Source organism: Herbiconiux sp. VKM Ac-2851, assembly GCF_013205105.1.
In the GTDB taxonomy this organism is placed as follows: Bacteria; Actinomycetota; Actinomycetes; order Actinomycetales; family Microbacteriaceae; genus Herbiconiux; species Herbiconiux flava.
The window spans coordinates 943,188-965,882 of record NZ_JABMLJ010000002.1; the positions used below are offsets into that span (position 1 = coordinate 943,188).

19 protein-coding genes and 1 pseudogene are annotated in these 22,695 nt (G+C 72.9%); 11 read left to right on the forward strand and 9 right to left on the reverse strand.

Annotated features, from left to right (window positions below; genetic code table 11):
* Positions 1-80: 80 nt before the first annotated feature.
* Positions 81-1,025, reverse strand: coding sequence for an acyl-CoA thioesterase (locus HQQ85_RS11065; protein ID WP_173182535.1), 945 nt, complete (start codon positions 1,023-1,025; stop codon positions 81-83).
* A 117-nt stretch (positions 1,026-1,142) separates the two neighbouring features.
* On the opposite strand from HQQ85_RS11065, the gene HQQ85_RS11070 reads away from it, so the two are divergent.
* The 3 genes from HQQ85_RS11070 to HQQ85_RS11080 all read left to right on the forward strand — a co-directional run bounded on the left by HQQ85_RS11070 (position 1,143) and on the right by HQQ85_RS11080 (position 4,983).
* Positions 1,143-1,436 (forward strand): putative quinol monooxygenase, encoded by a 294-nt coding sequence (locus HQQ85_RS11070; protein WP_173182536.1) that lies wholly within the window; start codon positions 1,143-1,145, stop codon positions 1,434-1,436.
* 266 nt (positions 1,437-1,702) lie between these two features.
* Positions 1,703-3,961 (forward strand): DEAD/DEAH box helicase, encoded by a 2,259-nt coding sequence (locus HQQ85_RS11075; RefSeq protein ID WP_173182537.1) that lies wholly within the window; start codon positions 1,703-1,705, stop codon positions 3,959-3,961.
* 59 nt (positions 3,962-4,020) lie between these two features.
* Positions 4,021-4,983, forward strand: a complete 963-nt coding sequence (locus HQQ85_RS11080; RefSeq protein ID WP_173182538.1) for a DMT family transporter — start codon at positions 4,021-4,023, stop codon at positions 4,981-4,983.
* Between the two features lie 43 nt (positions 4,984-5,026).
* Here the strand turns inward: HQQ85_RS11080 and HQQ85_RS11085 are convergent, their stop codons facing one another.
* Complete coding sequence (locus HQQ85_RS11085; RefSeq protein ID WP_173182539.1) at positions 5,027-6,181, reverse strand: mandelate racemase/muconate lactonizing enzyme family protein; 1,155 nt, start codon at positions 6,179-6,181, stop codon at positions 5,027-5,029.
* A gap of 136 nt (positions 6,182-6,317) precedes the next feature.
* Here HQQ85_RS11085 and HQQ85_RS11090 point away from each other — a divergent pair, with 136 nt between their 5' ends.
* Entirely contained in the window at positions 6,318-7,082 is a 765-nt protein-coding gene (locus HQQ85_RS11090) for a FadR/GntR family transcriptional regulator (protein ID WP_173182540.1), read from the forward strand.
* Positions 7,083-7,291: 209 nt separating this feature from the next.
* The gene (locus HQQ85_RS11095; protein ID WP_216851624.1) at positions 7,292-8,146 is read left to right on the forward strand and encodes a polysaccharide deacetylase family protein; all 855 of its coding nucleotides are present in this window, start codon (positions 7,292-7,294) and stop codon (positions 8,144-8,146) included.
* 15 nt (positions 8,147-8,161) lie between these two features.
* Here HQQ85_RS11095 and HQQ85_RS11100 read toward each other — a convergent pair whose 3' ends face one another.
* The 6 genes from HQQ85_RS11100 to HQQ85_RS11125 all read right to left on the reverse strand — a co-directional run bounded on the left by HQQ85_RS11100 (position 8,162) and on the right by HQQ85_RS11125 (position 15,050).
* Positions 8,162-9,091, reverse strand: coding sequence for an amidohydrolase (locus HQQ85_RS11100; protein WP_173182541.1), 930 nt, complete (start codon positions 9,089-9,091; stop codon positions 8,162-8,164).
* 3 nt (positions 9,092-9,094) lie between these two features.
* Complete coding sequence (locus HQQ85_RS11105) at positions 9,095-10,051, reverse strand: carbohydrate ABC transporter permease (protein WP_173182542.1); 957 nt, start codon at positions 10,049-10,051, stop codon at positions 9,095-9,097.
* 2 nt (positions 10,052-10,053) lie between these two features.
* Complete coding sequence (locus tag HQQ85_RS11110) at positions 10,054-11,019, reverse strand: carbohydrate ABC transporter permease (RefSeq protein ID WP_173182543.1); 966 nt, start codon at positions 11,017-11,019, stop codon at positions 10,054-10,056.
* Positions 11,019-12,395, reverse strand: coding sequence for an ABC transporter substrate-binding protein (locus HQQ85_RS11115; protein WP_173182544.1), 1,377 nt, complete (start codon positions 12,393-12,395; stop codon positions 11,019-11,021). Before HQQ85_RS11115 ends, HQQ85_RS11110 begins: the two co-directional genes overlap by 1 nt.
* Positions 12,396-12,471: 76 nt before the next feature.
* Positions 12,472-13,281: an energy-coupling factor transporter transmembrane component T gene (locus HQQ85_RS11120; protein ID WP_173182545.1), complete on the reverse strand. Its 810-nt coding sequence runs from the start codon at positions 13,279-13,281 to the stop codon at positions 12,472-12,474.
* On the reverse strand, positions 13,278-15,050 hold the full coding sequence (locus HQQ85_RS11125) for an ABC transporter ATP-binding protein (protein WP_173182546.1): 1,773 nt from the start codon (positions 15,048-15,050) through the stop codon (positions 13,278-13,280). Before HQQ85_RS11125 ends, HQQ85_RS11120 begins: the two co-directional genes overlap by 4 nt.
* A gap of 199 nt (positions 15,051-15,249) precedes the next feature.
* Here HQQ85_RS11125 and HQQ85_RS11130 point away from each other — a divergent pair, with 199 nt between their 5' ends.
* Positions 15,250-16,809: a hypothetical protein gene (locus tag HQQ85_RS11130; protein ID WP_173182547.1), complete on the forward strand. Its 1,560-nt coding sequence runs from the start codon at positions 15,250-15,252 to the stop codon at positions 16,807-16,809.
* 9 nt (positions 16,810-16,818) lie between these two features.
* Here HQQ85_RS11130 and HQQ85_RS11135 read toward each other — a convergent pair whose 3' ends face one another.
* Positions 16,819-17,364: an ECF transporter S component gene (locus tag HQQ85_RS11135; protein ID WP_173182548.1), complete on the reverse strand. Its 546-nt coding sequence runs from the start codon at positions 17,362-17,364 to the stop codon at positions 16,819-16,821.
* 136 nt (positions 17,365-17,500) lie between these two features.
* On the opposite strand from HQQ85_RS11135, the gene HQQ85_RS11140 reads away from it, so the two are divergent.
* The 5 genes and pseudogenes from HQQ85_RS11140 to HQQ85_RS11160 form a co-directional block, all read left to right on the forward strand.
* Positions 17,501-18,055 carry an RNA polymerase sigma factor gene (locus HQQ85_RS11140; RefSeq protein WP_371741852.1) on the forward strand — a complete coding sequence of 185 codons (555 nt, stop codon included), beginning with the start codon at positions 17,501-17,503 and terminating at the stop codon, positions 18,053-18,055.
* The gene (locus HQQ85_RS11145; protein WP_173182549.1) at positions 18,052-18,732 is read left to right on the forward strand and encodes an Asp23/Gls24 family envelope stress response protein; all 681 of its coding nucleotides are present in this window, start codon (positions 18,052-18,054) and stop codon (positions 18,730-18,732) included. Before HQQ85_RS11140 ends, HQQ85_RS11145 begins: the two co-directional genes overlap by 4 nt.
* Positions 18,729-19,145 carry a hypothetical protein gene (locus HQQ85_RS11150; RefSeq protein ID WP_173182550.1) on the forward strand — a complete coding sequence of 139 codons (417 nt, stop codon included), beginning with the start codon at positions 18,729-18,731 and terminating at the stop codon, positions 19,143-19,145. Before HQQ85_RS11145 ends, HQQ85_RS11150 begins: the two co-directional genes overlap by 4 nt.
* A gap of 82 nt (positions 19,146-19,227) precedes the next feature.
* The gene (locus HQQ85_RS11155; protein WP_173182551.1) at positions 19,228-20,295 is read left to right on the forward strand and encodes an agmatine/peptidylarginine deiminase; all 1,068 of its coding nucleotides are present in this window, start codon (positions 19,228-19,230) and stop codon (positions 20,293-20,295) included.
* Positions 20,296-20,387: 92 nt separating this feature from the next.
* Positions 20,388-22,103, forward strand: a pseudogene (locus tag HQQ85_RS11160) (amidase); the annotation flags it as partial.
* Positions 22,104-22,695 lie beyond the last annotated feature (592 nt).

Genomic DNA, 22,695 nt, shown 5'->3' on the forward strand with positions numbered 1-22,695 from the left:
TCGCGGCTAACTGTCGCTCGTGGGCTCGACTCGCGCCATATGGTCGCCGTTCGGCGCGACTCAGCGTTGCGAAGGGTGCGTCAGACGGGGAGGGCCTCGAGGGAGGCTCGGAGACGGGTGAGCTCGGCGGCGTGGGCCGCGAGCCGGCGGTCCTCGTCGGAGAGCGCCGGGAGCGCAGTGACCGGGCGGGCGCGCCCGTCAGGGCCGAGGTCGACGAAGATCGTCATGCAGTGCGTCGTCAGCCGCAGCTCCTGAGGCGTGCGCGGCGACGCCGCCCGCACGTGCACCGCGATGTGCAGGCTCCGCCCGCCGGTGTGGATCAGCCGCGCCTCCACCTCCACGAGGTCCCCGATCCTGATCGGGCTGAAGAAGTGGATGCCGCCCGAGTACACCGCGACCGCCTGCTCCGACGTCCAGGAGGCGGCGCAGGCGTAGGCCGCCTCGTCGATCCAGCGCAGCACCGTTCCGCCGTGGGCGTTGCCGCCGAAGTTCGCGTCCTGCGGCGCCGCGAGGAAGCGGAAGACCGTGCGCGGCGTCGTGCCCTCGTCGGTGAAGTGCTGGCCGAGCATCGCGTCGCGGATGGCACGGCGCGGGGCGAGTCTCTCCGCGGCGCGTTCGTGGAGCATCCGCTCGTCGTCGTCGGCCGGCACCCACGGCGGCACCTCCTGCGGCACACCGGCGGCGTCGACCGCGACGAAGACGAGCAGGCAGTGGGTGGCGGGCGTGAAGCGGCGGCTCCGCGCATCCGCCGAGCCGATCTGCACGAGCACCTGCATGCTCGTGCGACCCGTGTGGATGATGCGCGCACGAGCCTCGATCAGCTCGCCCGGCAGCACGCGGCGGGTGAAGTGCACGTTGCCGACGTAGGCGGTGACGCAGTAGGCGCCGCTCCAGCCGACGGCGCAGGCGTAGCCGGCCTTGTCGATCCACTCGAGCACGCGGCCGGCGGCGACGGTGCGGCCGTCGGCGGCGGCGTCCTGCGGGGCGGCGAGGAAGCGCAGGGTGATGCGGTCGTTCGAGGTCACCTTCGTCACACTGGCCGGTTCCGGATGCCCGTTCCGGCCGACCGGGCGGAAAGATCGGCCGTTCTTGCGAACCGGGCAAGGCGCGGCGGTGTCGGCGGGCGGGCGTACTGTGGGCGCATGACCGTGATCTCGCTGCTCGACCTGCGCATCAAGCCCGAACTGCTCGACTCCGCGCCGGAGGTGATGCACTCGGTGCTCGCCGCGACCCGCGCCCGCGAGGGCAGCCTCGGTGTCGAGGTCACCGTCGATGCCGACGACCGCGAGCACTTCATCGTGGTCGAGAAGTGGGAGTCGATGGAGGCCGACGACGCGTACCGCGAGTGGCGCTCGACGCCCGAGGGCGTGTCCGACCTGGGGTCGCTGCTGGCGGCGCCGCCGGTGCTGACGCGCACGGTCGTCACCGACATCTGAGGGGTCGCCGCTCGCGCGCGGGCGGTGGCACTCGACAGGGGTCGGCCGATCGTGTAGTGTCGGTTGGTCGGCTCTGGACACCGTGGGGTTCCCCGCGGTTGGGTTTGTAAGTCTGGTGGGCCGGTTTCCCAGTCAGTGCATGGATGCGCTGGTCACTGGTGAATGTCGCGTACGACACGGCCCCCGCTACTCCCGGGGATCTAGTTAGCACTGCCAACACGTTCGGTGTTGAGGTGTGCGCAATTCGAGATAACCCAGGAAGAATCATGCCCAAATCCAACAAGTCCGGTGGCTTCAAGGCCGCCAAGAACTACGAGCCCCGCACCCCCGGCAAGGGCGGCCCCAAGGCCGGCAGCCGCAGCCCCTCGCACCGCGGCTTCAAGCCGGCCGACGAGTCGGCACCGCGCAAGCAGCGCTGGAACGCCGACGAGCGCAGCGCCCGCGGCGCGGCCCCGAGCTCGCGCGGCGAGCGTCCCGCGTACGGCGACCGCCCTGAGCGTCCTTCGTACGGTGATCGTCCCGAGCGGGGCGGCTTCAACCGCGGCGAGCGGTCGGAGCGTCCTTCGTACGGCGATCGTCCTGAGCGCGGCGGCTACAACCGCGGCGAGCGGTCCGAGCGCCCGGCGTACGGCGACCGTCCCGAGCGTGGTGGCTACAGCCGCCCGAGCCGCGAGAACGGCTTCAACAAGTCCGGCACCGGCACCGGTCGCAGCGAGCGCCCGGCGTACGGCCGCGACGAGCGACCCGCCTACAACCGCGATGAGCGTCCCTCGTACGACCGCGACGAGCGTCGCGTGCCGCAGCGCACCGACCGCCAGAAGTGGAACGACGCCCGCAACGAGGAGCGCCGCGCCGAGGCCGCCAAGGCCCGCGAGGATGCGCCCAAGAGGACGTGGGAAGAGCGCCCGAAGCGCTCCTTCGACCGCGACGACAGTCCCGCCCGCACCGAGCGCCCGGCGTACAACGACCGTCCCGCGCGCACCGACCGCCCCGCGCGCACCGACCGCCCGGCGTACAACGACCGTCCGGCCCGGAGCTTCGACGACCGCCCGAAGCGCTCGTTCGATCGCGACGACCGCCCGGCTCGCACCGAGCGCCCCGCGTACAACGAGCGTCCGGCGCGCAGCTTCGACGACCGCCCGAAGCGCTCGTTCGACCGCGACGACCGCCCGGCCCGCAGCTTCGACCGCGACAGCCGCCCGGCACGCGCCGACCGCAGCGACCGCAGCGACCGCGGCAGCGACTTCTACCCGAACCGCGACAGCAAGCCCGCCTTCAACCAGGTCGACGACGTCGTGCTCGAGCGCCTCGAGGCCCAGGCGACCCTCGCCGGAGACGTCGACGGCGTGACCTTCGCCGACCTCGGCATCGGCGGCAACATCACCCGCGTGCTCAAGGAGCTCGGCGCCGAGAGCCCGTTCCCGATCCAGGCGGCCACCATCCCGATGGTGCTCGAGGGTCGCGACGTGCTCGGCCGCGGCCGCACGGGCTCAGGCAAGACCATCGCCTTCGGCGCCCCCCTCGTGGAGCGCCTGATGGAGAACGGCGGCGGCGCGAACCGCAAGCCGGGCCGCAAGCCCCGCGCGCTCATCCTGGCCCCGACCCGCGAGCTCGCCCTGCAGATCGACCGCACGGTGCAGCCGATCGCCCGGGCCGTCGGCCTCTTCACCACCCAGATCTACGGCGGCGTGCCCCAGGCCCGCCAGGTGGGTGCGCTGCAGCGCGGCGTCGACATCATCATCGGCACCCCGGGCCGCATCGAGGACCTGATCGAGCAGCGTCGTCTCGACCTCAGCGACGTCACCATCACGGTGCTCGACGAGGCCGACCACATGTGCGACCTGGGCTTCCTCGAGCCGGTGCAGCGCATCCTGCGTCACACCAAGGACGGCGGCCAGAAGCTGCTCTTCTCCGCCACCCTCGACAAGGGTGTCGCCACCCTGGTCGAGGAGTTCCTGGTGAACCCGAGCGTGCACGAGGTCGCCGGTGAGGACCAGGCCTCCAGCACCATCGACCACCGCGTGCTGGTGGTCGAGAGCCGCGACAAGAGCGAGATCATCCGGCAGCTGGCCGACCGCGAGGGCAAGACGCTGATCTTCTCCCGCACCCGCGCCTACGCCGAGATGCTCGCCGAGCAGCTGGAGGACGCCGGCTTCCCGGCCACCAGCCTGCACGGCGACCTCAACCAGTCGCGCCGCACGCGCAACCTGCAGCAGCTCACCAGCGGGCGGGTCAGCGTGCTCGTGGCGACCGACGTGGCGGCCCGCGGCATCCACGTCGACGACATCGACCTGGTCATCCAGGCCGACGCCCCCGACGAGTACAAGACGTACCTGCACCGCGCCGGCCGCACCGGCCGCGCCGGCAAGAAGGGCACCGTGGTCACCCTGATCCCGCGCGCCCGCCGCCGCCGCATGGACGAGCTGCTCGAGCGCGCCGAGATCCAGGCCGAGATGGTCGACGCCTTCCCCGGCGACGCCCTGCTCGGCGAGCTCGCGGCCGACACCCCGGTCGCGCCCCGCTAGGGCACGAGCCCGCGCACAGCACGAGCCCAAGCCCAGCCCGAACCCGAGCGAGAGCCCGAGTGAGCCTCACCCCACCGCCGCACGCCGGCCGTCTGCCCCTGGGGGCGGCGGTCGGCGTCGCCGTCGTGTGCGGCGTGCTGATGGCGACCCAGTCGCGCATCAACGGCGAGTTCGGCCGCCGGCTCGGCGACGGCTACACGGCGGCCGCGATCAGCTTCGCGGTCGGCCTGCTGATCGTCGTCGTGATCGTCGCCCTGATGCCCTCCGCCCGGGTCGGTGCCCGCCGGGCCGTCGCCGAGGTGCGCGGCGGCCGGCTTCCGTTCTGGATGCTCTTCGCCGGCGTCGGGGGCGGCATCTTCGTGCTGACGCAGGGCCTCGCCTCCGCCCTCGTGGGTGTCTCGCTCTTCACCGTGGCCTTCATCGGCGGCCAGACGGTGAGCGGGCTCGTCGTCGACCGGGTCGGGATCGGACCGGGCGGCCGCCGCTACCTGACTCTCCGTCGCGTGCTCGGCGCGGGCATCGCGTTCGGCGTGGTGGTCTGGTCGGTGGCCGCACACATCGACCCGGAGATCCCGTTCTGGCTCCTCCTGCTGCCCTTCGCGGCCGGCATCGCGCAGGCGGTGCAGCAGACGGCGAACGGCCGGGTGGCCGCCGCGGCCGGCTCGGCCGTGAGCTCGACGCTGTTCAACTTCGTCGCCGGCACCGGGCTGCTCCTCGTGATCGCCGCCGTGCACGCGCTCGTGGTGGGTGGCCTGCCGACGTCGTTCCCGCCCGAGTGGTGGCTCTACCTCGGCGGCCCGCTCGGCGTGACCTTCATCTTCGGGCTCGCGACCGCGGTGCGCAGCACCGGCGTGCTGCTGCTCGGCCTCTGCTCCATCTCGGGGCAGCTGCTCGGCTCCATCGCGATCGACCTGATCGCCCCGGGCGCCGGCCACGGCGTCGACTGGACCACCCCGATCGCCGCGGTGCTCGTCATCGCCGCGGTGCTGATCGTCTCGCTGCCCTCGCGCCCGCGGCTCTAGCCGCGCCCCCCGCGCCCCCCGCGCAGCGGGAACCGCACCAGGGTCACTCCCGCTGCGGGACGGTCTCGGGAACGAGCCGCAGGCCCGCCCGCGCCGGCCGCACGTGCGGTCCCGCCGGGATGCGCCACCCCTCGACCCCGCCGATCGCCGCGATCGCGGCCTCGTCGAGCGTGATCCCGAGGCCCGGCTCGTCGCCGAGGCGGATGCCGCCGTCGTCGATCGTCTGGTCGACCGTCAGGCCGACGGGCATCCCGAGATCCTGCACCTCGGTGGTGAAGTGGTTCGGCACGGCCGCCGCGGCGTGGGCGATCGGGTTGGCGTTGTAGCCGACCGGACTGACCGGCAGGTCGCGGGCGTGCGCGATGGCCGAGACGCGCAGGAAGTGGGTGATGCCCCAGACCATGCCGGCCTGCACCACGTCGACGCCGTGCGCGTCGAGCAGCGGCCCGTACTGCTCGAGGCCGACGAGGTTCTCGCCCGTCGCGACCGCGGCCTTGACCGCACGGCTCACGGCGGCGTTGCCGGCCGAGTCCCAGCGGCGCACCGGCTCCTCGATCCAGGTCAGCGGCACCTGCGCCTCGACCTCGGCGATGTACCGCACCGCCTGCTTGACGTTCCATGACTCGTTCGCGTCGAGCATCAGCGCGGGGCGCGGGGAGTTCCGGCGCAGCGTGTCGGCGACCGCCTTCAGGCGCGCCACGTCGGTGTCGCTGTCGCGGCCGCCCTTGAGCTTCGCGCTCGCGAAGCCGCGCTCGGCGTAGCGCGTGTAGAGGGCGACGAGCTCGTCGTCGCCGAGGGCGATGTCCAGGCCCGAGGCGTAGCCCGGCACGAAGCGGTCGCGGGCGCCGAGCGTGCGCCAGAGGGGTTCGCCGGCCATCTTCGCCTTGAGGTCCCAGAGCGCCATGTCGACCGCGCCGATGGTGCCGAAGGTGGCGCCGGCATGGCCCGTCTTGAAGACGTGGGCGAGCATCCGGTCGTAGAGGGCGACGACAGCCCGAGGGTCTTCGTTCTCGATCGCGGGGAAGACCCGCGCGATGTCGGTGTGCGCCCCGAGGCCGATTCCGGTCAGGCCGCCGTCGGTGTGCAGCAGCAGCAGGGGCACCTCGGTGACGCCACCGGCCACCACGCCGTTGACGTCACCGACGGGGCGGCCCCAGTCGTGCACGGTGGTCAGACTCGTGAAGCCTGTGATTCTCATCGTGTCCTGCTTTTCTCCAGTGAACCGCACGACGCCTCTCGCGAGAGCGTGTGAACAGCATACATCATATGTTTAGCTCGACAGCAACCCGAGAGACATATGACGAGTGGCGGATGCTCGCGCCTAGACTCGTCGCATGAGCATCGACTCCGCCGACACCGCCGTCGCGCCCGTGCTGCCCACTGTGGGGGTGCGTGCCCCCGCAGCCCGGCTCGGCGTGGCCGTCGTGCAGCAGCTCGTCGACGTGATCGTCACCGGAGCCCTGAAGCCCGGTGAGCTGCTGCCGCCGGAGGGGCCGCTGACGGCGCAGTTCGGGGTGAGCCGCACGGTCATCCGCGAGTCGGTCAAGCGGCTCGAGGAGAAGGGCCTGGTGACGGTCGCCCAGGGGCGCGGCACGCAGGTCAACCCGACCTCCGAGTGGAACCTGCTCGACCCGGTTGTGCTCACCGCCATGATCGAGCACGACGACGCCCTGGGCATCCTCGACGAGCTCAGCAGTGTGCGCTCGGGCCTCGAGTCGTCGATGGCGGCGGATGCGGCCCGGCGCGCCGACCGGGACGCGGTCGACCGGCTGCGGGCCTCGCTGCAGCGCATGCAGGACGTCATCGACGACCCGCCCGCCTTCCGGCAGGCCGACATCGACTTCCACCACCTGGTGATGCGGCTCTCGGGTTCGCGGCTGGCCTCGAGCCTCGCCCGCACCCTGTTCGACCGGGCGCTGGAGAGCAGCCGGTATCACGGGCGCGATCCGGAGCACGCCTTCGAGCTCACGATCGACGAGCACACGGCGGTGCTCGATGCGATCTCCTCCGGAGAGCCGGAGGCCGCGGAGAAGGCCATGCGTGCTCACATCGACGGGTCGTGGAGCCGTCGCCGCCTGCCGGTGCGCGGGCGCGACTGACGGCGTTCCCCTACCCCGAACGAGTGCTAGCGGCGGCTGCCCGGACTTCCTAGGATTCGTATGCCGCTCGACTGATCGACCGGCGTCGAACAGGGGGATCGGTGGCCGGGAGGCATGGGCGCGCGCGGGGGCGCGACGAGGCCCCGGTTCCCCGCCACGCCCGCGGTCGCTCATCCCACCAGGCGGCGGAGGGAGGGGTCGACCGCCGCGTGTTCCTCGGGGTGCTCGGCGTCGGCGCCGTCGCCGGGGTGTCGGGGTTCCTCGCGCTGACGGGGGCGGCGGCGCCGCCCGTGGCCGGCGGGCGGACGGCGTCCGGGCTGTCGACGCACACCCCGTCGCCGACGCCGACAACCGCTCCCACCCCGCAGCCCGACACCGTCGAGCCCGCCCCCGCAGCCGAGCCGGTCGCGACAGAGCCCGCGCTGCCGCCGATCCAGAAGGTGCCGCTGCCCTCCGGGCCGATCGCCGCCCTCCCCGGGGAGGGCGCCCTGCTCGCCTGGACCGTCGACGACGGCTCGAACGCCGAGGTCGTGCGGCTCTACACCGAGTTCGCCGCGGCCACGGGAACCCGCCTCACGTTCTTCCTCAACGGCAGCTACGAGGGTTGGACTCAGCACGCCGAGCTCCTGCGCCCGCTCGTGCAGTCGGGCCAGATCCAGCTCGGCAACCACACCTTCGACCACGTCGACCTGACGAGCCTCTCCGACGCCCAGGTGATCGCGCAGCTGCAGCAGAACCACGACTTCATCCAGAGCACCTACGGCGTCGACGCCCGCCCCTACTACCGACCGCCCTACGGCTACCGGGATGCGCGCACCGACCGGCTCGCAGCGAGCCTCGGCTACACCTGCCCCGTGCTCTGGTACGGCTCGCTCTCCGACTCCGGCCTGATCACCGAGCAGCAGGTCGTCGACTTCGCGACGCAGTGGTTCCTGCCGCAGCACATCGTGATCGGGCACCTCAACTACCTGCCGGTGACGAACGTCTTTCCGCAGCTGGCCGCGATCGTGACCGAGCGGGGGCTCCGCACGGTGACGCTGGACGACGTCTTCCTGACGGTCTGACGACGCCGGCTCCGTTCAGCCCGCCCGGCCGTACCTCGCGAGCGCCGTGCCCCGGTCGAGCGCGTGCTGCTCGTCGGCCGAGAGTTCGGCGGTCGCGGTGAGGTAGCTCTGCACCCAGCTGCCGTACCCGTCGGCGAGGTCGACGAGCGGCCAGTCCGAGCCGACCATCAGGCGGCCGGGGCCGAAGGCGTCCAGTGCGATCTCGAGCACGCGGTCGAGGCGCTGTCGAGCAGCGTCCGAGGGGTCACGTTGGGCGATTCCCGACACCTTCGCCACCACGTTCGGCCGCCGAGCCAACTCGCGGAGGCCCCGCTCCCAGACGTCGAACGAGGGCGTCGCGGCGTCGGCCGGCGGCTGCGCGAGGTGGTCGAGTACGAACAGCAGCCCGTCGTGCGCGTCGGCCGCCCGGGCCGCAGTGGCGAGCTGTCCCGGCCGCACCACCAGGTCGAACGCGAGGCCTGCCCGCGCGACGGCGTCGAGGCCGTGCGTGGTGGCGGGCTGCAGCAGCCACTCCGGGTCGGGGTCGATGTGCGCCAGGTGACGGATGCCCGCCAGCCGCTCCCCGCCGGGCGACGCCGCGAGTGCCGAGAGCTGCTCCGCCGCATCCGCGGCCGCGAGGTCGACCCAGCCGACGACGGCGAGCACCGCCGCGCGGTCACCCGCGGAGCCGGGGGCCGCAGCCTGAGCCGGGCCCGAGGGCGCCGCACCGGCCGCCGCCGCCAGCAGCTCCACCGACTCCGAGGCGTCGTTCACCGCCTGCACCAGCACGAACCCGTCGACGTCCGCCGGAGCGGCCGACCGCAGCCCCGCGAGGTCGGCGTCGCGATCCACCTCGGGCACCTCGGCGAGCCACTCGAGCCCCGCCCGGGAACGCCGCCAGACGTGCGCGTGGGCGTCGACGATCTGGCGGCCCGCGTCGCCCGACGCGGAACCGGGGCCGGGCATCCGCTACTCCTTCGTGCCGCCGGCGGTCATCCCCGAGACGAGGAAGCGCTGCGAGAAGAGGAAGACGACGAGCACCGGGAGCACCGACATGATCGTGGCGAGGGCGAGCGTCGGCAGCTGCACCGAGGCGGCCCCGGCCGAGGAGGGGTTGAACGCGGGCGTGGAGGCGAGCAGCGAGGTCAGGCCGACCTGCATCGGGTACTGGTCGCTCGCCGGCAGCATCACGAAGGGCAGGAAGTAGTTGTTCCAGTTCTGCACGAAGCTGAAGAACGCCACGAGCGCGACCACGGGCGTCGCGAGCGGCAGCGCGATGCGGGTGAAGACGCCGAACTCGGAGCACCCGTCGATGCGCGCGGCGGCCAGCAGGTCGCGCGGGATGGAGGTGTTGAAGTAGATGTACGTCAGGTACACGCCGAACGGGAAGAACGAGAACGGCAGGATGACGGCGAGCGGCGAGCCGATCAGACCGACGGTGTTCAACTCGAGGAACACCGGCAGCACGAGCGCGGTGTTCGGGATGAGCATCACCACGAGGGTCGTCACGAGCAGCGCCCGGCGCAGCCGGAACTCGGTCAACGCCAGGGCGTAGCCGGCCGGCACGCTCACCACGAGCGTGATGGCGAGCGCCACCACCGAGTAGAGCGCCGAGTTGCCGAGCCAGCCGACGACGGCGCCGTCCTGGAAGGCGAACAGCGCGTTCCAGTTCACCGCGAAGCCGTCGAGCGAGCCGAACGAGAACGGGTTGTTCTGGATCAGGTCGGTGGGCGACTTGGTCGTGGCCAGCAGCAGCCAGACGATCGGGATGGCGAAGAACAGCCCGAAGGCCAGCAGCACCAGCGCCACCACGAAGCGGCCCGACCACTGGCCGGGCGTGGCGCGGAGACCGGCGGGGGAGCGCTTCGCCGGGCGGGCGGCGGCGCGGTCGGTGACGTGGCCGGGAGCGGTCGAGAGCGCGGTCATGGTCAGTCCTTCTCGAAGAGTCCGCCGCGGGCGACGAAGAATGCGGAGAGCGCCAGGGCGATCACGAGCAGGAGGATCGAGATCGCGGCCGAGCCGTTGAAGTCGTTCTGCTGGAACGCGTAGAGGTACGCGAGCTGGTTCAGCGAGTAGTCGTTGGCGACGACGGCGTTGGAGGCCTGCGAGAGCAGCTGCGGTTCGACGAAGAGCTGGGTGCCGGCGGCGAGCGACATGATGCCCATGTAGGCGATCCATTTCTTCATCATCGGAAGCTGGATGCGCACCGCCGTCTGCACGGCGTTCGCCCCGTCGATCTTCGCGGCCTCCATCACCTCCTCGGGGATGTTGTTGAGGGCGCCGTACATGATGACGATCCAGCCGCCCGCGCCGGTCCAGAACGCGATCACGGTGAACACGACCGGCAGGTTCGCCGGGTTGATCGTCTGCACGAACGACTCGAAGCCGAAGGCCTCCAGCAGCCAGCCGACCGGGCTGACCGAGGGGTCGAGCACGAACAGCCACAGCATCACGCTCGAGGCGCCGGCGAGGGCGCCCGGGATGTAGAAGATGAAGCGCGAGGCGTTCGAGAGCCAGCGGATGCGGATGGCGTGCACGACGAGGGCCAGCAGCACCACCAGCACGAGCAGGCTGACCAGCCAGATCACGAGGTAGACCGCGACGTGGCCGACGGCCGGCAGGAAGCGGTAGTCGCCTAGCACCTTCGCGAAGTTGTCGAAGCCCGCGAACGAGCCGTCGATCGTGGTGACCGAGAGCACCAGGGCGTACAGCGCCGGGAAGACGCCGAACACCAGCATGAGCACCGTGTACCCCGACACGAACACGTAGCCCATGCGGTTCTTCACGGGGCTCCGCCGAACGGATGCGCGGCCCGGCCGCCGAGGCGACCGGCCGAGGCGGGGGGTGAGCCCCGCTGCGGCGGTCGCCTCGACGTCGGGAACGGTGGCGGTCATCAGCCGACCTTGTACCCGTTGACCTGGGCCTGGTCCTTGATGGCCTGGCCCCACTCCTCGAGCGTGTCGGAGATGGTGCCGCCCGAGGTGATCACGGGTGTCACGGTCTTGGCCCAGACGGCCTCCTGGCTGAAGGTCGGCGATCCCCAGCCCGACCAGACGAGCGAGGCCGAGTCGGTCAGGGCATCGAGGTCGCCGGCGAAGTAGCCGCTGTCGGCCTGCTTGGCGACCCACTTCTCGCCGGCGGCGGCGAAGGCGGGGAGTCCGGGGTTCAGCTCGACCTGGTACTCGTCGCTCGTGGCCGCGAACTCCACGAACTTCTTCGCCGAGGCGAGGTTGGCCGAGTGGCTGGAGATGTACCAGGTGCCGCCGCCGACGTTGCCGGTCACGACGTCCTCGCCGTCCCAGGTGAGCGGGGTGGCCGCGCCGATCTGGCCGGCCGGCACGTTCAGCGAGTCGGGGCTGTTGAAGATGGCTCCCGAGTACCAGACCGGGCCGGGCATCGCGAGCACCTTGCCGGCGTACTTCTGCACGAACGAGGGGCTGAAGACGCTCTCGGTGGTGACCGAGCCGTTGGCGATCGAGGTGTCGAGCAGGTCGGCCATCCGCTGGCACTCCTCGCTCGTGGTGTCGACGGTGATCTCGCGCACCGCGGTCACGTCGCCGGCCTGGCACTTCGAGGCCCACATGTAGATCTCGGGGGTCCAGGCGTCACCGGCCGCACCGATGATGTAGCCCGGATGCTCGGCCGCGACCTTCTCGCCGAGCTCCTGGTACTCCTCCCACGTGGTGGGCAGCGTGTAGCCGAACTGGTCGAAGAGCGTCTTGTCGTACCAGAGCACGTTCTGGGCGAGGTCGTTGCGCAGGCAGTAGATCTTGCCGTCGACGGTGCAGGGGTCGAGCGAACCGGCGGTGAACCCGTCGATCAGCTCGGAGTCGACGAGGCCGCCGTCGAGCTGCGCGGCGAACGGCTGCGAGCCCGGGGTGGTCTGGCTGGCCCAGGCGGCGTCGTTCGTCTGCGTCGACCAGACCACGTCGGGCCATCCCTTCTTCGCCTTGTCGAAGAGCTGGATCTTCGTCTGGAAGCTGTTGCTGCCGTTAGCGCTGCCATCGTATGTCACGACGTCGATCGGCACATCGGGATTGGCGGCCTTGAAGGCGTCGGCAGCGGCCACGCGGGTGTTGTCCACCCAGACCGTGATGGTGCTGTCGGCCTGCTGCTCGGTCTCGGGGAAGCCGAACTCGCCGTTCGAGGCCGAGGAGGAGCCGCCCGCACAGCCGGCGGCCAGCAGCGCGATGGCGGCGGCACCGGAGAGGAGGGCGAGCGAGCGGAACCGGCGGCGGGGGGAATGCGTGCGCTCGGGGGCTTGAACCATGAGCCATGTCCTTTTCTGGTCGACGTCGTTGACGACTTGCGCTGCCGGATGGCGAGCGAATTCAGTAGATCATACATCACACCTTTAGCGCAACGATGATCGCGGCACCCGTTCCCAGCCAGCAGAGCAGCACGAAGACCGTGTCCCGCCGGCGCCACGGGACGAGGTGTCGCTCGGTGCGGGTGCGGTGGGCGCCGAAGGCCCGGGAGTCCATCGCCAGGGCGATGCGCTCGGCGTGCCGGAGGGCTCCGGCCAGCAGCGGCACGAGGTAGCCGGCGCGGCGGCGCACGGCGGCGACCGGCCCGCGCCCGGGTGTCAGGCCGCGCACCCGGTGCGCCTGCCGGATGACGTCGAGCTCGTGCCCGAACCGCGGCACGAAGCGGTAGGCGGCCAGCGCCGTGTAGCCCACCCGGTACGGCACCCGCAGCTGCTGCACCAGCGAACGGGCGAGGTCGGGGCCGGTGGTGCTGAGCCCCCCGATCAGCGAGAGCAGCAGGATGGCGGCCAGTCGCAGCGCGGTCGCCCCGCCCGCGAGCAGCGCGGCCTCGTGCAGCCGCAGCGGGCCGAGTTGCACGACGAGCGGGGTGACGGATGCGCGGCCGGCGTCGCTCCAGAAGGTGAAGCTCAGCGTCAGCACCGCGGTCGCGAGCGGCAGCACCACGAGCAGCCCCAGCAGGGCGCGGGGGGAGAGGCGCGCGCCCGCGAGCACGAGCAGGAGCGCCCCGGCCGTCAGCGCGGCCGGCAGGGCGGCGCCGGGCACGACGAGCACCGCGACGATCGCGGGGAGCGGGCCGGCGATCTTCGCGAGGGGGTTCAGGACGTGCAGGAAGCGGCCCCGCGGCGGCATCGCGGGCGCGAACGGGTCGGTGGCACGTGCGGTGCTCATGCGCGGGTCCCGTCGGCTCCGTCGGTCAAGTCGGCTCCGTCGGGCACGTTCGGGGCGGCGGGGTGCAGCGAGGCCAGGTCGGCGAGGCGGGTGACCCCGTGCCACGCGGGGTCGGCCGCAGCGCGGAACGCGCGGGCGAGCGGCGGCGCGACTAGGCCGGCGGCCTCGAGCGCGCCCGACGCGAGCACCTCGGCGGTCGGTCCGTGGGCGGCGATCCGGCCGTCGTCGAGCACGAGCACGCGCGAGGCGTGCTCGGCCACGAGCTGCAGGTCGTGCGTCACCACGAGCACCGTGGTGCCGGCCGCGTTCAGCTCGGTGAGGAGGTCGAGCAGCTCGCGGGCGCGGGCGCGGTCCTGGCCGAAGGTCGGCTCGTCCAAGGCGAGCACGGGGGCTCCGGCGAGCAGGGCGGTGCCCACCGAGAGACGCCGCTTCTGCCCGCCCGAGAGGAGGAACGGATGCGCGTCGCGCTGCTCGACGAGACCGAAGCGCTCGAGCATCCGTTCGACCTGCTCGTCGATCGCCGGCCGCGGCACCCGCTGCAGCTCGAGGCCGTGAGCGAGCTCCTCGGCGACCGTCGCCCGGATGAACTGGTGCTCCGGGTTCTGGAAGACGAAGCCGATGGTGCGGGCGAGCCGGCGCGCATCGGCGCGGGCCGGGTCGAGGCCGAGCACGTCGACCGTGCCGCGGGGAGGGGGGACGACGCCGGCGACGGCCTGCAGGAGAGTGGTCTTGCCCGCGCCGTTCACTCCGACGACGGCCGTGAAGGAGCCGGCGGGCACGTCCAGGTCGAGGTCGTGCAGCACCGGGGTGCGCGGGGAGCGGCCCCGCGCGACCGAGAGGCCGCGCACGGTGACGGCGGGGCGGGCCGGCGGGCCCGGCGTCTCCTCGCGCGGAGCGGGCGGCCGCGCATCCGTCGCCGGCTTCAGGGAGTCGAGGAGCGTCGTCAGGGCGGCCGGGGTGAGGGGCGGAACGGGCACCGGGAAGCCCCGGTCGCGGAGGCGCAGGCCCGCCAGCAGCGCCGAGGGGAGCCAGACGCCGAGGGCGAGCAGCTCGTCGGCGTGCTCGCGGAGCAGCTCGACGGGACCGTCGAGGGCGAGGCGCCCGGCGCGGTCGAGCACCACCACGCGGTTCACGACGGCCAGGGCGGCGTCGAGGGCGTGCTCGATCAGCACGAGCGTGCGACCGCCCTCGGCGACGATCTCGCCGAGCACCGCGTAGACCTCCTCGACGCCGACCGGGTCGAGGTTCGCCGTGGGTTCGTCGAGCACGATCACGGGGGAGCGCAGGGCGAGCGCGCAGGCGATGGCGAGGCGCTGCCGGCCGCCGCCGGAGAGGCGATCGGGGTTCTCGTGGCGCCGATGCCAGAGGCCGACGCGGCGGAGGGCCTGCTCGGCCCGCTCGAGCACCTCGTCGACCGGGACGAGCAGGTTCTCCGGGCCGAAGCAGACCTCGTCGAGCACGGTGGCGGTGACGATCTGGGCGTCGGGATCCTGGAAGACCATGGCGACGTGCTCGCTCAGGCGGGCCACCGGGGTGCCGGCCGTCGGCAGGCCGTCGACGGTCACCGTGCCCTGCAGCTCGGCCGGGACCTCCTGCGGCACGAGGCCGTTCAGCGCGAGCGCCAGCGTGGACTTGCCGCTGCCCGAGGGGCCGAGCACGAGCACCGCCTCGCCCGGATGCACGATCAGATCGATCCCGTCGGGCGTGAAGCGCTCGGCGCCCTCGTGGCGGATGCGCACACCGCGGAGCTCGAGGGCGGGGTCGGTCACGGGACCAGCCTAGGTTAGGGTCGGCTAAGTGCGCGTGAGAGCGCGTTCCGGGCGCCATTGCGGGCGGCCGCCTCCGTGGGCGCTCGGCTGTTTCACACCCGTCCTGGGTTTTTTCAGCCGCGGCCGCTATCGTGGAGGGGCCCTGGTCGTGACGGCCCCGAAGCCGCATCGCCTCCCGCTCCATCCGAAAGACCCACGTTTGCCGAATCCCGACTCGCGTCCACGCGCTTCTGCGCCGACCACTGCGACCTCCGGAACCGAGCACACCCCTCCTCTCACCCGACGACAGCTGCGCGAGCTCGAGCAGCGGGCCGCCGCCGAGCAGCGCGGGGTCGACTCGGACTCCGCCGGCGCGATCGTCCCCGTCGTTCCCGCCCGTCCTGCCATCGTCGAGCCGCCGCTGTCGCGGCGTAGCCGCCGTGCGCTGGAGTCCGACGCCGAGGCGCGAGACGCCGCGGTGCGTGACGCCGAGCGTCGTGAGACCGAGCTGCGCGACGCCGAGATCGCCGACATCGAGGTCGCTCCGCTCGGATCGGGCGTTCTCGAGCCCGACGTCGAGCTGGCGCTCGAGCCGGTGCGTCCCGCCGACTCCGCCGACGACTCCCTCGCGACCGAGGTGCCGCTGCACGCTCCCGCCTCCCGCCGCGCCCGGCGTGCCGCTGAGGCCCCGCGCACCGAGATCGTCTCGACCGGCACCATCGCCGTCGTGGTCCCCGCCGGCATGGCCCCCCGCGCCGCCGAGGTCGACCGCGCCGGGCTCGACGAGCTCGAGGCCGCTGCCGCGCTCGTCACCACCGGGCCCATCGCCGTCGTCTCCCGCCGCGCCGCCCGTGAGGCCGCCGTTCCCGCCAAGGGTGCTGCCAGCCGCCGCATCGGCCGCGGCACCGCCGGCACCGGGCGCCGCATCGCCGAGCCGCGCCTCGGCAGCACACGCCAGGGCGGCACCCGTGCGGTCGGCGCCCGCAGCGCATCCGCTCGTCGTCGTGGCTGGGCGAAGGCCGGTCTCTCGGCCATCGCGATGGCCTTCGTCGTCGGCATGACCGCGGTCACCGCCATCCCCACCACCGTCTCGGCCAGCCCCGTCGACTCGAACCTGGTGAACCTCAGCCTGAACGCGAAGTCGACCGCCGAGACGCAGCAGCTCATCACCGCGAACGGATCGACCGCCGAGGTCGTCGACCGCGACGGCTACTCGGTGTCCGACGCCGGCGAGCTGCAGGCGGCCGGCTACTCCAGCGCGCAGATGCTCGTGGGCCGCTCGCTCGCCCAGGAGCTCGTCGACGCCATGGACTCGGGCAAGCTCGTGGGGTCGGTGCCCGACCACATGAAGGAGATCCGCTGGATCGCCCAGGGCGTCACGGTGCCCGACTGCGGTGTCGACTACCGCATCCTCGAGATCATCGCGATCGCGGTGCGCAACTTCGACCAGGTCGGCGTCAGCGACATCAACCGCAAGTGCACCGGCCAGATCGAGGGCGCGGGCACCAGCTCGTCGCACTACATCGACGGCGGCGGCCACGCGGTCGACTTCTATCTCCTCGACAACAAGAGCCTGAACGGGGCGGATGCGGGCACGCTCAAGCTCATCAGCATCCTCGACCCGGTCATGCCGGTCGGTGCCCGCGTCGGCCAGGCCGGCTGCCGCGCCTCGGCCGGTGTCACGGTGAACCTCACCAATTGGACCGAGTTCGACGACTCCTGCACGCACATGCACGTCGACGTGCCGGTCACCGACGCGCCGCTCCTCCTGGCGCAGTAGCGCCCGCGGTCAGCGGCGCGGGGCCAGGCCCCGGGTGACGCCCGTGGCCGCCAGGGGGCGGGCCAGGGCGAGCGCGAGCAGGGTGAAGACGACGGGGGAGAGCAGCGAGCCCGCGACCAGTACGAGGGCGCCGGCCGGGTCGAGGTCGCGGGCGCCGACGAGGCGGTACATGCCCGCCGCGAGCACCACGCCCGAGACGAGCGCGCTCACGAGGAACAGCCCTACGTCCCAGCGCCGGTAGCGCGTGACGAGGAACGGCAGCTCCTGCAGCGCACCGATGCCGACCGAGATCAGGGCCGCGAGGAACCCGAGCGGGTTGAACGCCGCGGCCACCAGCCCCGAGAGCACGGCCACGAGCAGCGCCACCCCGCCGCGCCGGAAGAGCCGCTGAGCGAGGGCGCCGGGAACGAAGTACACCCCGAGCGTGAGGCCGTACAGCATCGGCGCCACGGCGTTCAGCGTGCCGCCGAGGTACGAGTTGACGATGAAGACGATCCCACCCACCACGCCGATCGCGGCGCAGCTCAGCAGCAGTCGCGTGCTCGTGTTGCGCATGGTTCCTCCCCCTCCAGCTTAGGGTGCACTAACCCCGGTGACGGGCGGGTGGAGGCACGCGCATCCGCTCGCCGCCCACCGATGTGGGATAGTCGCTAGTGGGCGCTGAGCCCCCTGCCACGACCACGGAGGACGGATGATGCCCGAGCCCCTCGACGAGGCGTCCGACCGCATCGTCGCCGGTCGCGCCGCCGACGGGGACCTGCGGGCCTTCGAGGTGCTCGTGCGGCGGCACGGTCCGCTGATGCGCGCCTACGCGACGCGGGTGCTGGGGTCGAACTCCGAGGTCGACGACGTGGTGCAGGAGACGTTCATCACGGCCTGGACCAAGCTGCCCACCCTCGACGATCTCTCGGTGGTCAAGTCGTGGCTGATGCGGATCGTGAACCGCAAGGCGATCGACCGCATCCGTGCCAGGCACGACGACCGGCCGTTGCTCGACTGGGACGACGAGACCCCGCCCGAGCAGGGGCCGGAGAAGCAGGCCGAGGCGCGGTCGCAGCGCGAGCAGCTGAAGGGCGCGCTCGACCGGCTGCCCGAGGCGCAACGGCAGTGCTGGGTGATGAAAGAGGTAGGAGGCTTCTCGTACGAGGAGATCTCCGAGGAGCTGGGCGTGCCGCCGTCGACCGTGCGGGGACTCCTGGCGCGGGCACGCAAGACACTGATCAGAGAGATGGAGGAGTGGCGATGACCGACATCACGGGCGACGACCGCCACGACGACATCCCGCTCGGGGTTCCGGATGCGCGCGACGCCGCCGGGGCCTCGGAGACGCTCGATGCCGAGCCCGACATCCTCGACGTGTACAGCGACTACCTCGATCGCGGCGAGCAGCCGCCGGCCGAGCTGATCGACGCCAGCCCCGAGAACCAGCTCGCCTGGGCGGCCCTGCTGCGCGTGCGCGACGCCGCCGGTTCGCTGGTCGACCTCGAGGCCGAGGCGGCCGAGAACCCGTTCGCCACGGGGTGGGTGGAGAGCATCCTGGCGAACGTGCAGCGGGAGGTGCGGTCGGGGCGGTCGATCCCGCTCACGCATCCGTCGCCGCGGGCGAAGCTCTCGGTCACCGAGGCCGCCGTGCTGGGGCTCGTGCGGGCCGCGGGCGATTCGGTCGACGGCGTGCTGATCGGCCGCTGCGTGCTCGACGGCGACGTCGAGCAGCCCGGTGCTCCGGTGCGGGTGCGGGTCGAGGCGAGCGTCTTCTGGGGCGAGAGCATCCCCGAGCGTGCGGAGGTGCTGCGCGCCGCGATCGCGCACACGCTGCTCGAGCACACCGAGCTCGCGGTCGAGTCGATCGACGTCACGGTCACCGACGTGCACCTGCGGCGCCAGGCGCCCGAGGTCGCCGACGACGACGGGAGTGAGCGATGAGCGACGACGACCGCACGGCCGGCCCCGTCGGCGCCGACGGCGCGGCGGCGAGCGACGACGAGCTCGCGCGGCTGCTCGGTGTCGCCGTGCTCGGTGTCCCCGGCGTGCTGCAGACCTACGACGCGCGCCCCGTGGTCGCGGCCGTCGTGGCGGATGCCGCCACCGCCCTCCGCGCCGGCATCGGCGCCGGGCTCCCGGTCATCGCGCCCGCGCCCCTCACCGCGTCGTCACCGATCGCCGTCTCGCGCGGTGCGACCGGCCTCAGCGTCACCGTGAAGATCGCGGTCAGCGAGCAGCGCCCCGCCGCCGCGACCTGTCGCGACGTCTACGCCGTGGTCGCCGACGCGGTCGCCGCGTTGCCCGACGGCGGCGACCTCGACACCATCTCGGTGCAGATCTCCCGCATCGGCTGACGGAAACCCCGCGGAAAGGCTGACAGCGGCGCGGAGACGCGCTACCGTTCCCTTATTGATCACCAAATCAACAAGGAGCGCCATGACCTGGCTGATGCCCGCCGAGACCCACGAGCACGCCCGCACGTGGATGGCGTTCCCGCGCCCGAACGCCTCCCTCGGCGGCACGGCGCCCGAGCGCGAGGCCGCGTACGCCGCCTGGACGGCGGTCGCCCACGCGGTGGCCGAGTTCGAGCCGGTGACGATGATCGTCGACCCCGAGGAGTCGGCGCGGGCCGCCAGGATGCTCGGCGGCGGGATCGAGCGCATCGAGCATCCGCTCGACGACTACTGGGTGCGGGACACCGGCCCCAGCTTCGTGCTGGGCGACGACGGCCGGCTCGGCGCCGTGGACTGGGTGTTCAACGGCTGGGGCGGGCAGAGCGACTGGGCGCGCTGGGAGAACGACGAGTCGCTCGCGCGCTTCGTCGCCGAGGCGGCCGGGGCCCAGCTCGTGTCGTCGGAGCTGGTGAACGAGGGCGGGGCCATCCACGTCGACGGGGCGGGCACGGTGCTCGTGACCGAGACCGTGCAGCTCGACCCGGGCCGCAACCCCGGGCTCGACCGTGCCGCCGTCGAGGCCGAGCTGGCTCGCACCCTCGGCGCCACGGCGGTCGTCTGGCTGCCGCGCGGCCTCACCCGCGACTACGAGCCGTTCGGCACCCGCGGCCACGTCGACATGATCGCGACGATGCCCTCGCCCGGCACGGTGCTGCTGCACTCCCAGCCCGATCCGGCGCATCCCGACCATGCCGTCACGCGGATGCTCCGCGGCGTGCTCGAGGGCGCCACCGACGCGAGCGGCCGCCCGTTCACGGTGGTCGACCTGCCCGGCCCGTCGACCCTCCGCGACGCCGACGGCTTCGTCGACTGGAACTACGTCAACCACCTCGTGGTCAACGGCGGCGTCATCGCCTGCGGCTACGGTGACGAGCGAGCGGATGCGCGGGCCCGCGACATCCTCACCGAGGCGTACCCCGGCCGCCGTGTGGTCACGGTCGAGGCGCGTGAGATCCTGGCGCGCGGCGGCGGCGTCCACTGCATCACGCAGCAGCAGCCCGCGGCCCCCGCCCCGGCCCCTGCGCCCACCGACATCGGAGGCCGCGCATGACCGCCCCCGACGCCACTCCCACCGCTCCCGCTCCGACGACCACCGCCGGCGCGGCCGCCACCGCTGCGACCGCGGCGACCAGCGCCGCCCCGGTGACCACCGCCGCCGACACAGCCCCCGCCACTCCCGACCTCCTCACGGCGGGCATCGCCGAGCTGCGCGACGCCCTCGAGCGCGGCGCCACGACCAGCGTCGAGCTCGTCGCCCGCAGCCTCGAGCGCATCGCCCACTTCGACCGCCACGGCATCGCCCTGAACGCCGTCCCCGTCCTGAACCCGGAGGCGTTCGCCGACGCCCGCGCCTCGGACGCCCGCCGCGCCCGCGGCGAGACGCTCGGACCCCTCGACGGCATCCCCTACACCGCGAAGGACAGCTACTGCGTCGAAGGCCTCACCGTCGCCGCCGGATCCCCGGCCTTCGAGCACCTCGTCGCCGCCTCCGACGCCTTCGCGATCGAGCGCCTCCGCGCCGCCGGCGCCGTGCTGATCGGCCTCACCACCATGCCTCCCATGGCCAACGGCGGCATGCAGCGCGGCGTCTACGGCCGGGCCGAGAGCCCCTACGACGCCCGGTACCTCCCCGCTGCCTACGCCTCCGGGTCGTCCAACGGCTCGGGCGTCGCCACCGCCGCCGGCTTCGCCGCGTTCGGCCTCGCCGAGGAGACCTGGTCCTCGGGCCGCTCGCCCGCCTCGAACAACGCGCTCGTCGCCTACACCCCCTCGCGCGGCGTCATCTCGGTGCGCGGCAACTGGCCCCTCGTGCCGACCATGGACGTCGTCGTGCCGCACACCCGCTTCGTCGCCGACCTGCTCGAGGTGCTCGACGTGCTCGTCGCCGACGACCCCGAGACCCGGGGCGACTTCTGGCGCGTGCAGCCCTGGGTGAGCCTGCCGGCGGCGTCGAGCATCCGCCCCTCGTCGTACCCCGCGCTCGCCGAAGGGGTGACGGATGCGCGGACGCAGCCGCTCGCCGGCCGCCGCCTCGGGGTGCCCCGCCGCTACATCGGCCGTGACACCGAGGCCGTGACGCCGATCGAGACCCGCGCGTCGGTGCTCGCGCTGTGGGAGGCGGCCCGCCAGGACCTCGAGGCGCTCGGCGCGGAGGTGGTCGAGGTCGACTTCCCGGCCGTGGAGAACTACGAGGCCGACCGGCCGGGACGGCACTCGATGTCGTCACGCGGGCTCGTGCCCGCCGACTTCGCGGAGCGCGAGCTCTGGGAGCTGTCGATCTGGGCGTGGAACGACTTCCTCGACGCGCAGTCGGCCGCGAACGACGACCCGGCGCTGCGCTCGCTCGCCGGCGTCGACGGGGCGCTGATCTTCCCGCGGCCGACCGGACAGCTGCCCGACCGCTGGGGCGACCTCGACTACGACCTGGCCGAGTACGCTGAGCGCGCGCGCCGACACGGGGTGCCGTCGCTGACGGAGATCCCGTCGATCGCCGAGGGCGTGCGCGGCCTCGAGGAGACCCGCCGCCTCGACCTCGAGCAGTGGATGGACGAGCTCGGCCTCGACGCCCTCGTCTTCCCGGCGGCCGCCGACGTCGGGCCGGCCGATGCCGACACGAACGAGGCCTCGGCGACGCTGGCGTGGCGCGACGGAGTGTGGGTCTCGAACGGCAACCTGGTGCCGCGGCACCTCGGCATCCCGACGGTGACGGTGCCGATGGGCCTCATGAGCGACACGCGGATGCCCGTCGGTCTCACCCTCGCCGGGCGCGCCTACTCCGACAGCACGCTGCTCCGCCTCGCGGCGGCGTTCGAGGCGCAGCGGCCCCGCCGGGTGCCCCCGCCGCGCACGCCCCCGCTCCCCGCCGCGACGCCTGCGCTCGCCGCGCATCCGCTGCTCGCCGCGCCGTCTGCGCTCGCCGCGACGTCTGCGCTCGCCGCGGATCAGGAGGTGGCGGCTGCGCTGCCCGCCCACGCACCCGAACCCGCACCCGCGCCGGTGACGGAGGCCACGCCGGTGGGTGCGCCGGCGTCGGCGTCCGCAGCCGGAGGCCCGGAGCCGCGGCTCGTGCTGACGGCGGAGTGCCGGGTGGGGGCCGGGGTCGGCGGATCCGACGTGGTGGTCGTGGAGGGCGAGTGCGACGAGGGCGCCGCGGTGAGCGTGTCGCTGAACGGGGTGCCGCTCGAGGTGGAGCGGGCGGGCATCCGCTTCTCGGCCCGTGGTGAGGTGCCGGCCGCCGAGCACGCGCGGCGGGTGAGCGAGTGGCGGGAGCCGTTCGGCTCGCTCGTCGTCGCGACCGCGCGCACCGCGGCCGGCACAGTCGGCGCCCTCGCGGTGGCCGGCGGCATCGCTTGAGCTGGATCACCTGAGCGGCTTCGCGCACGTATCGGTGACACCGAGCGCGTGACGGGGGCGGTAGTCGCCGGGCGTGCGTGAGGACCGAGCGCGGGAC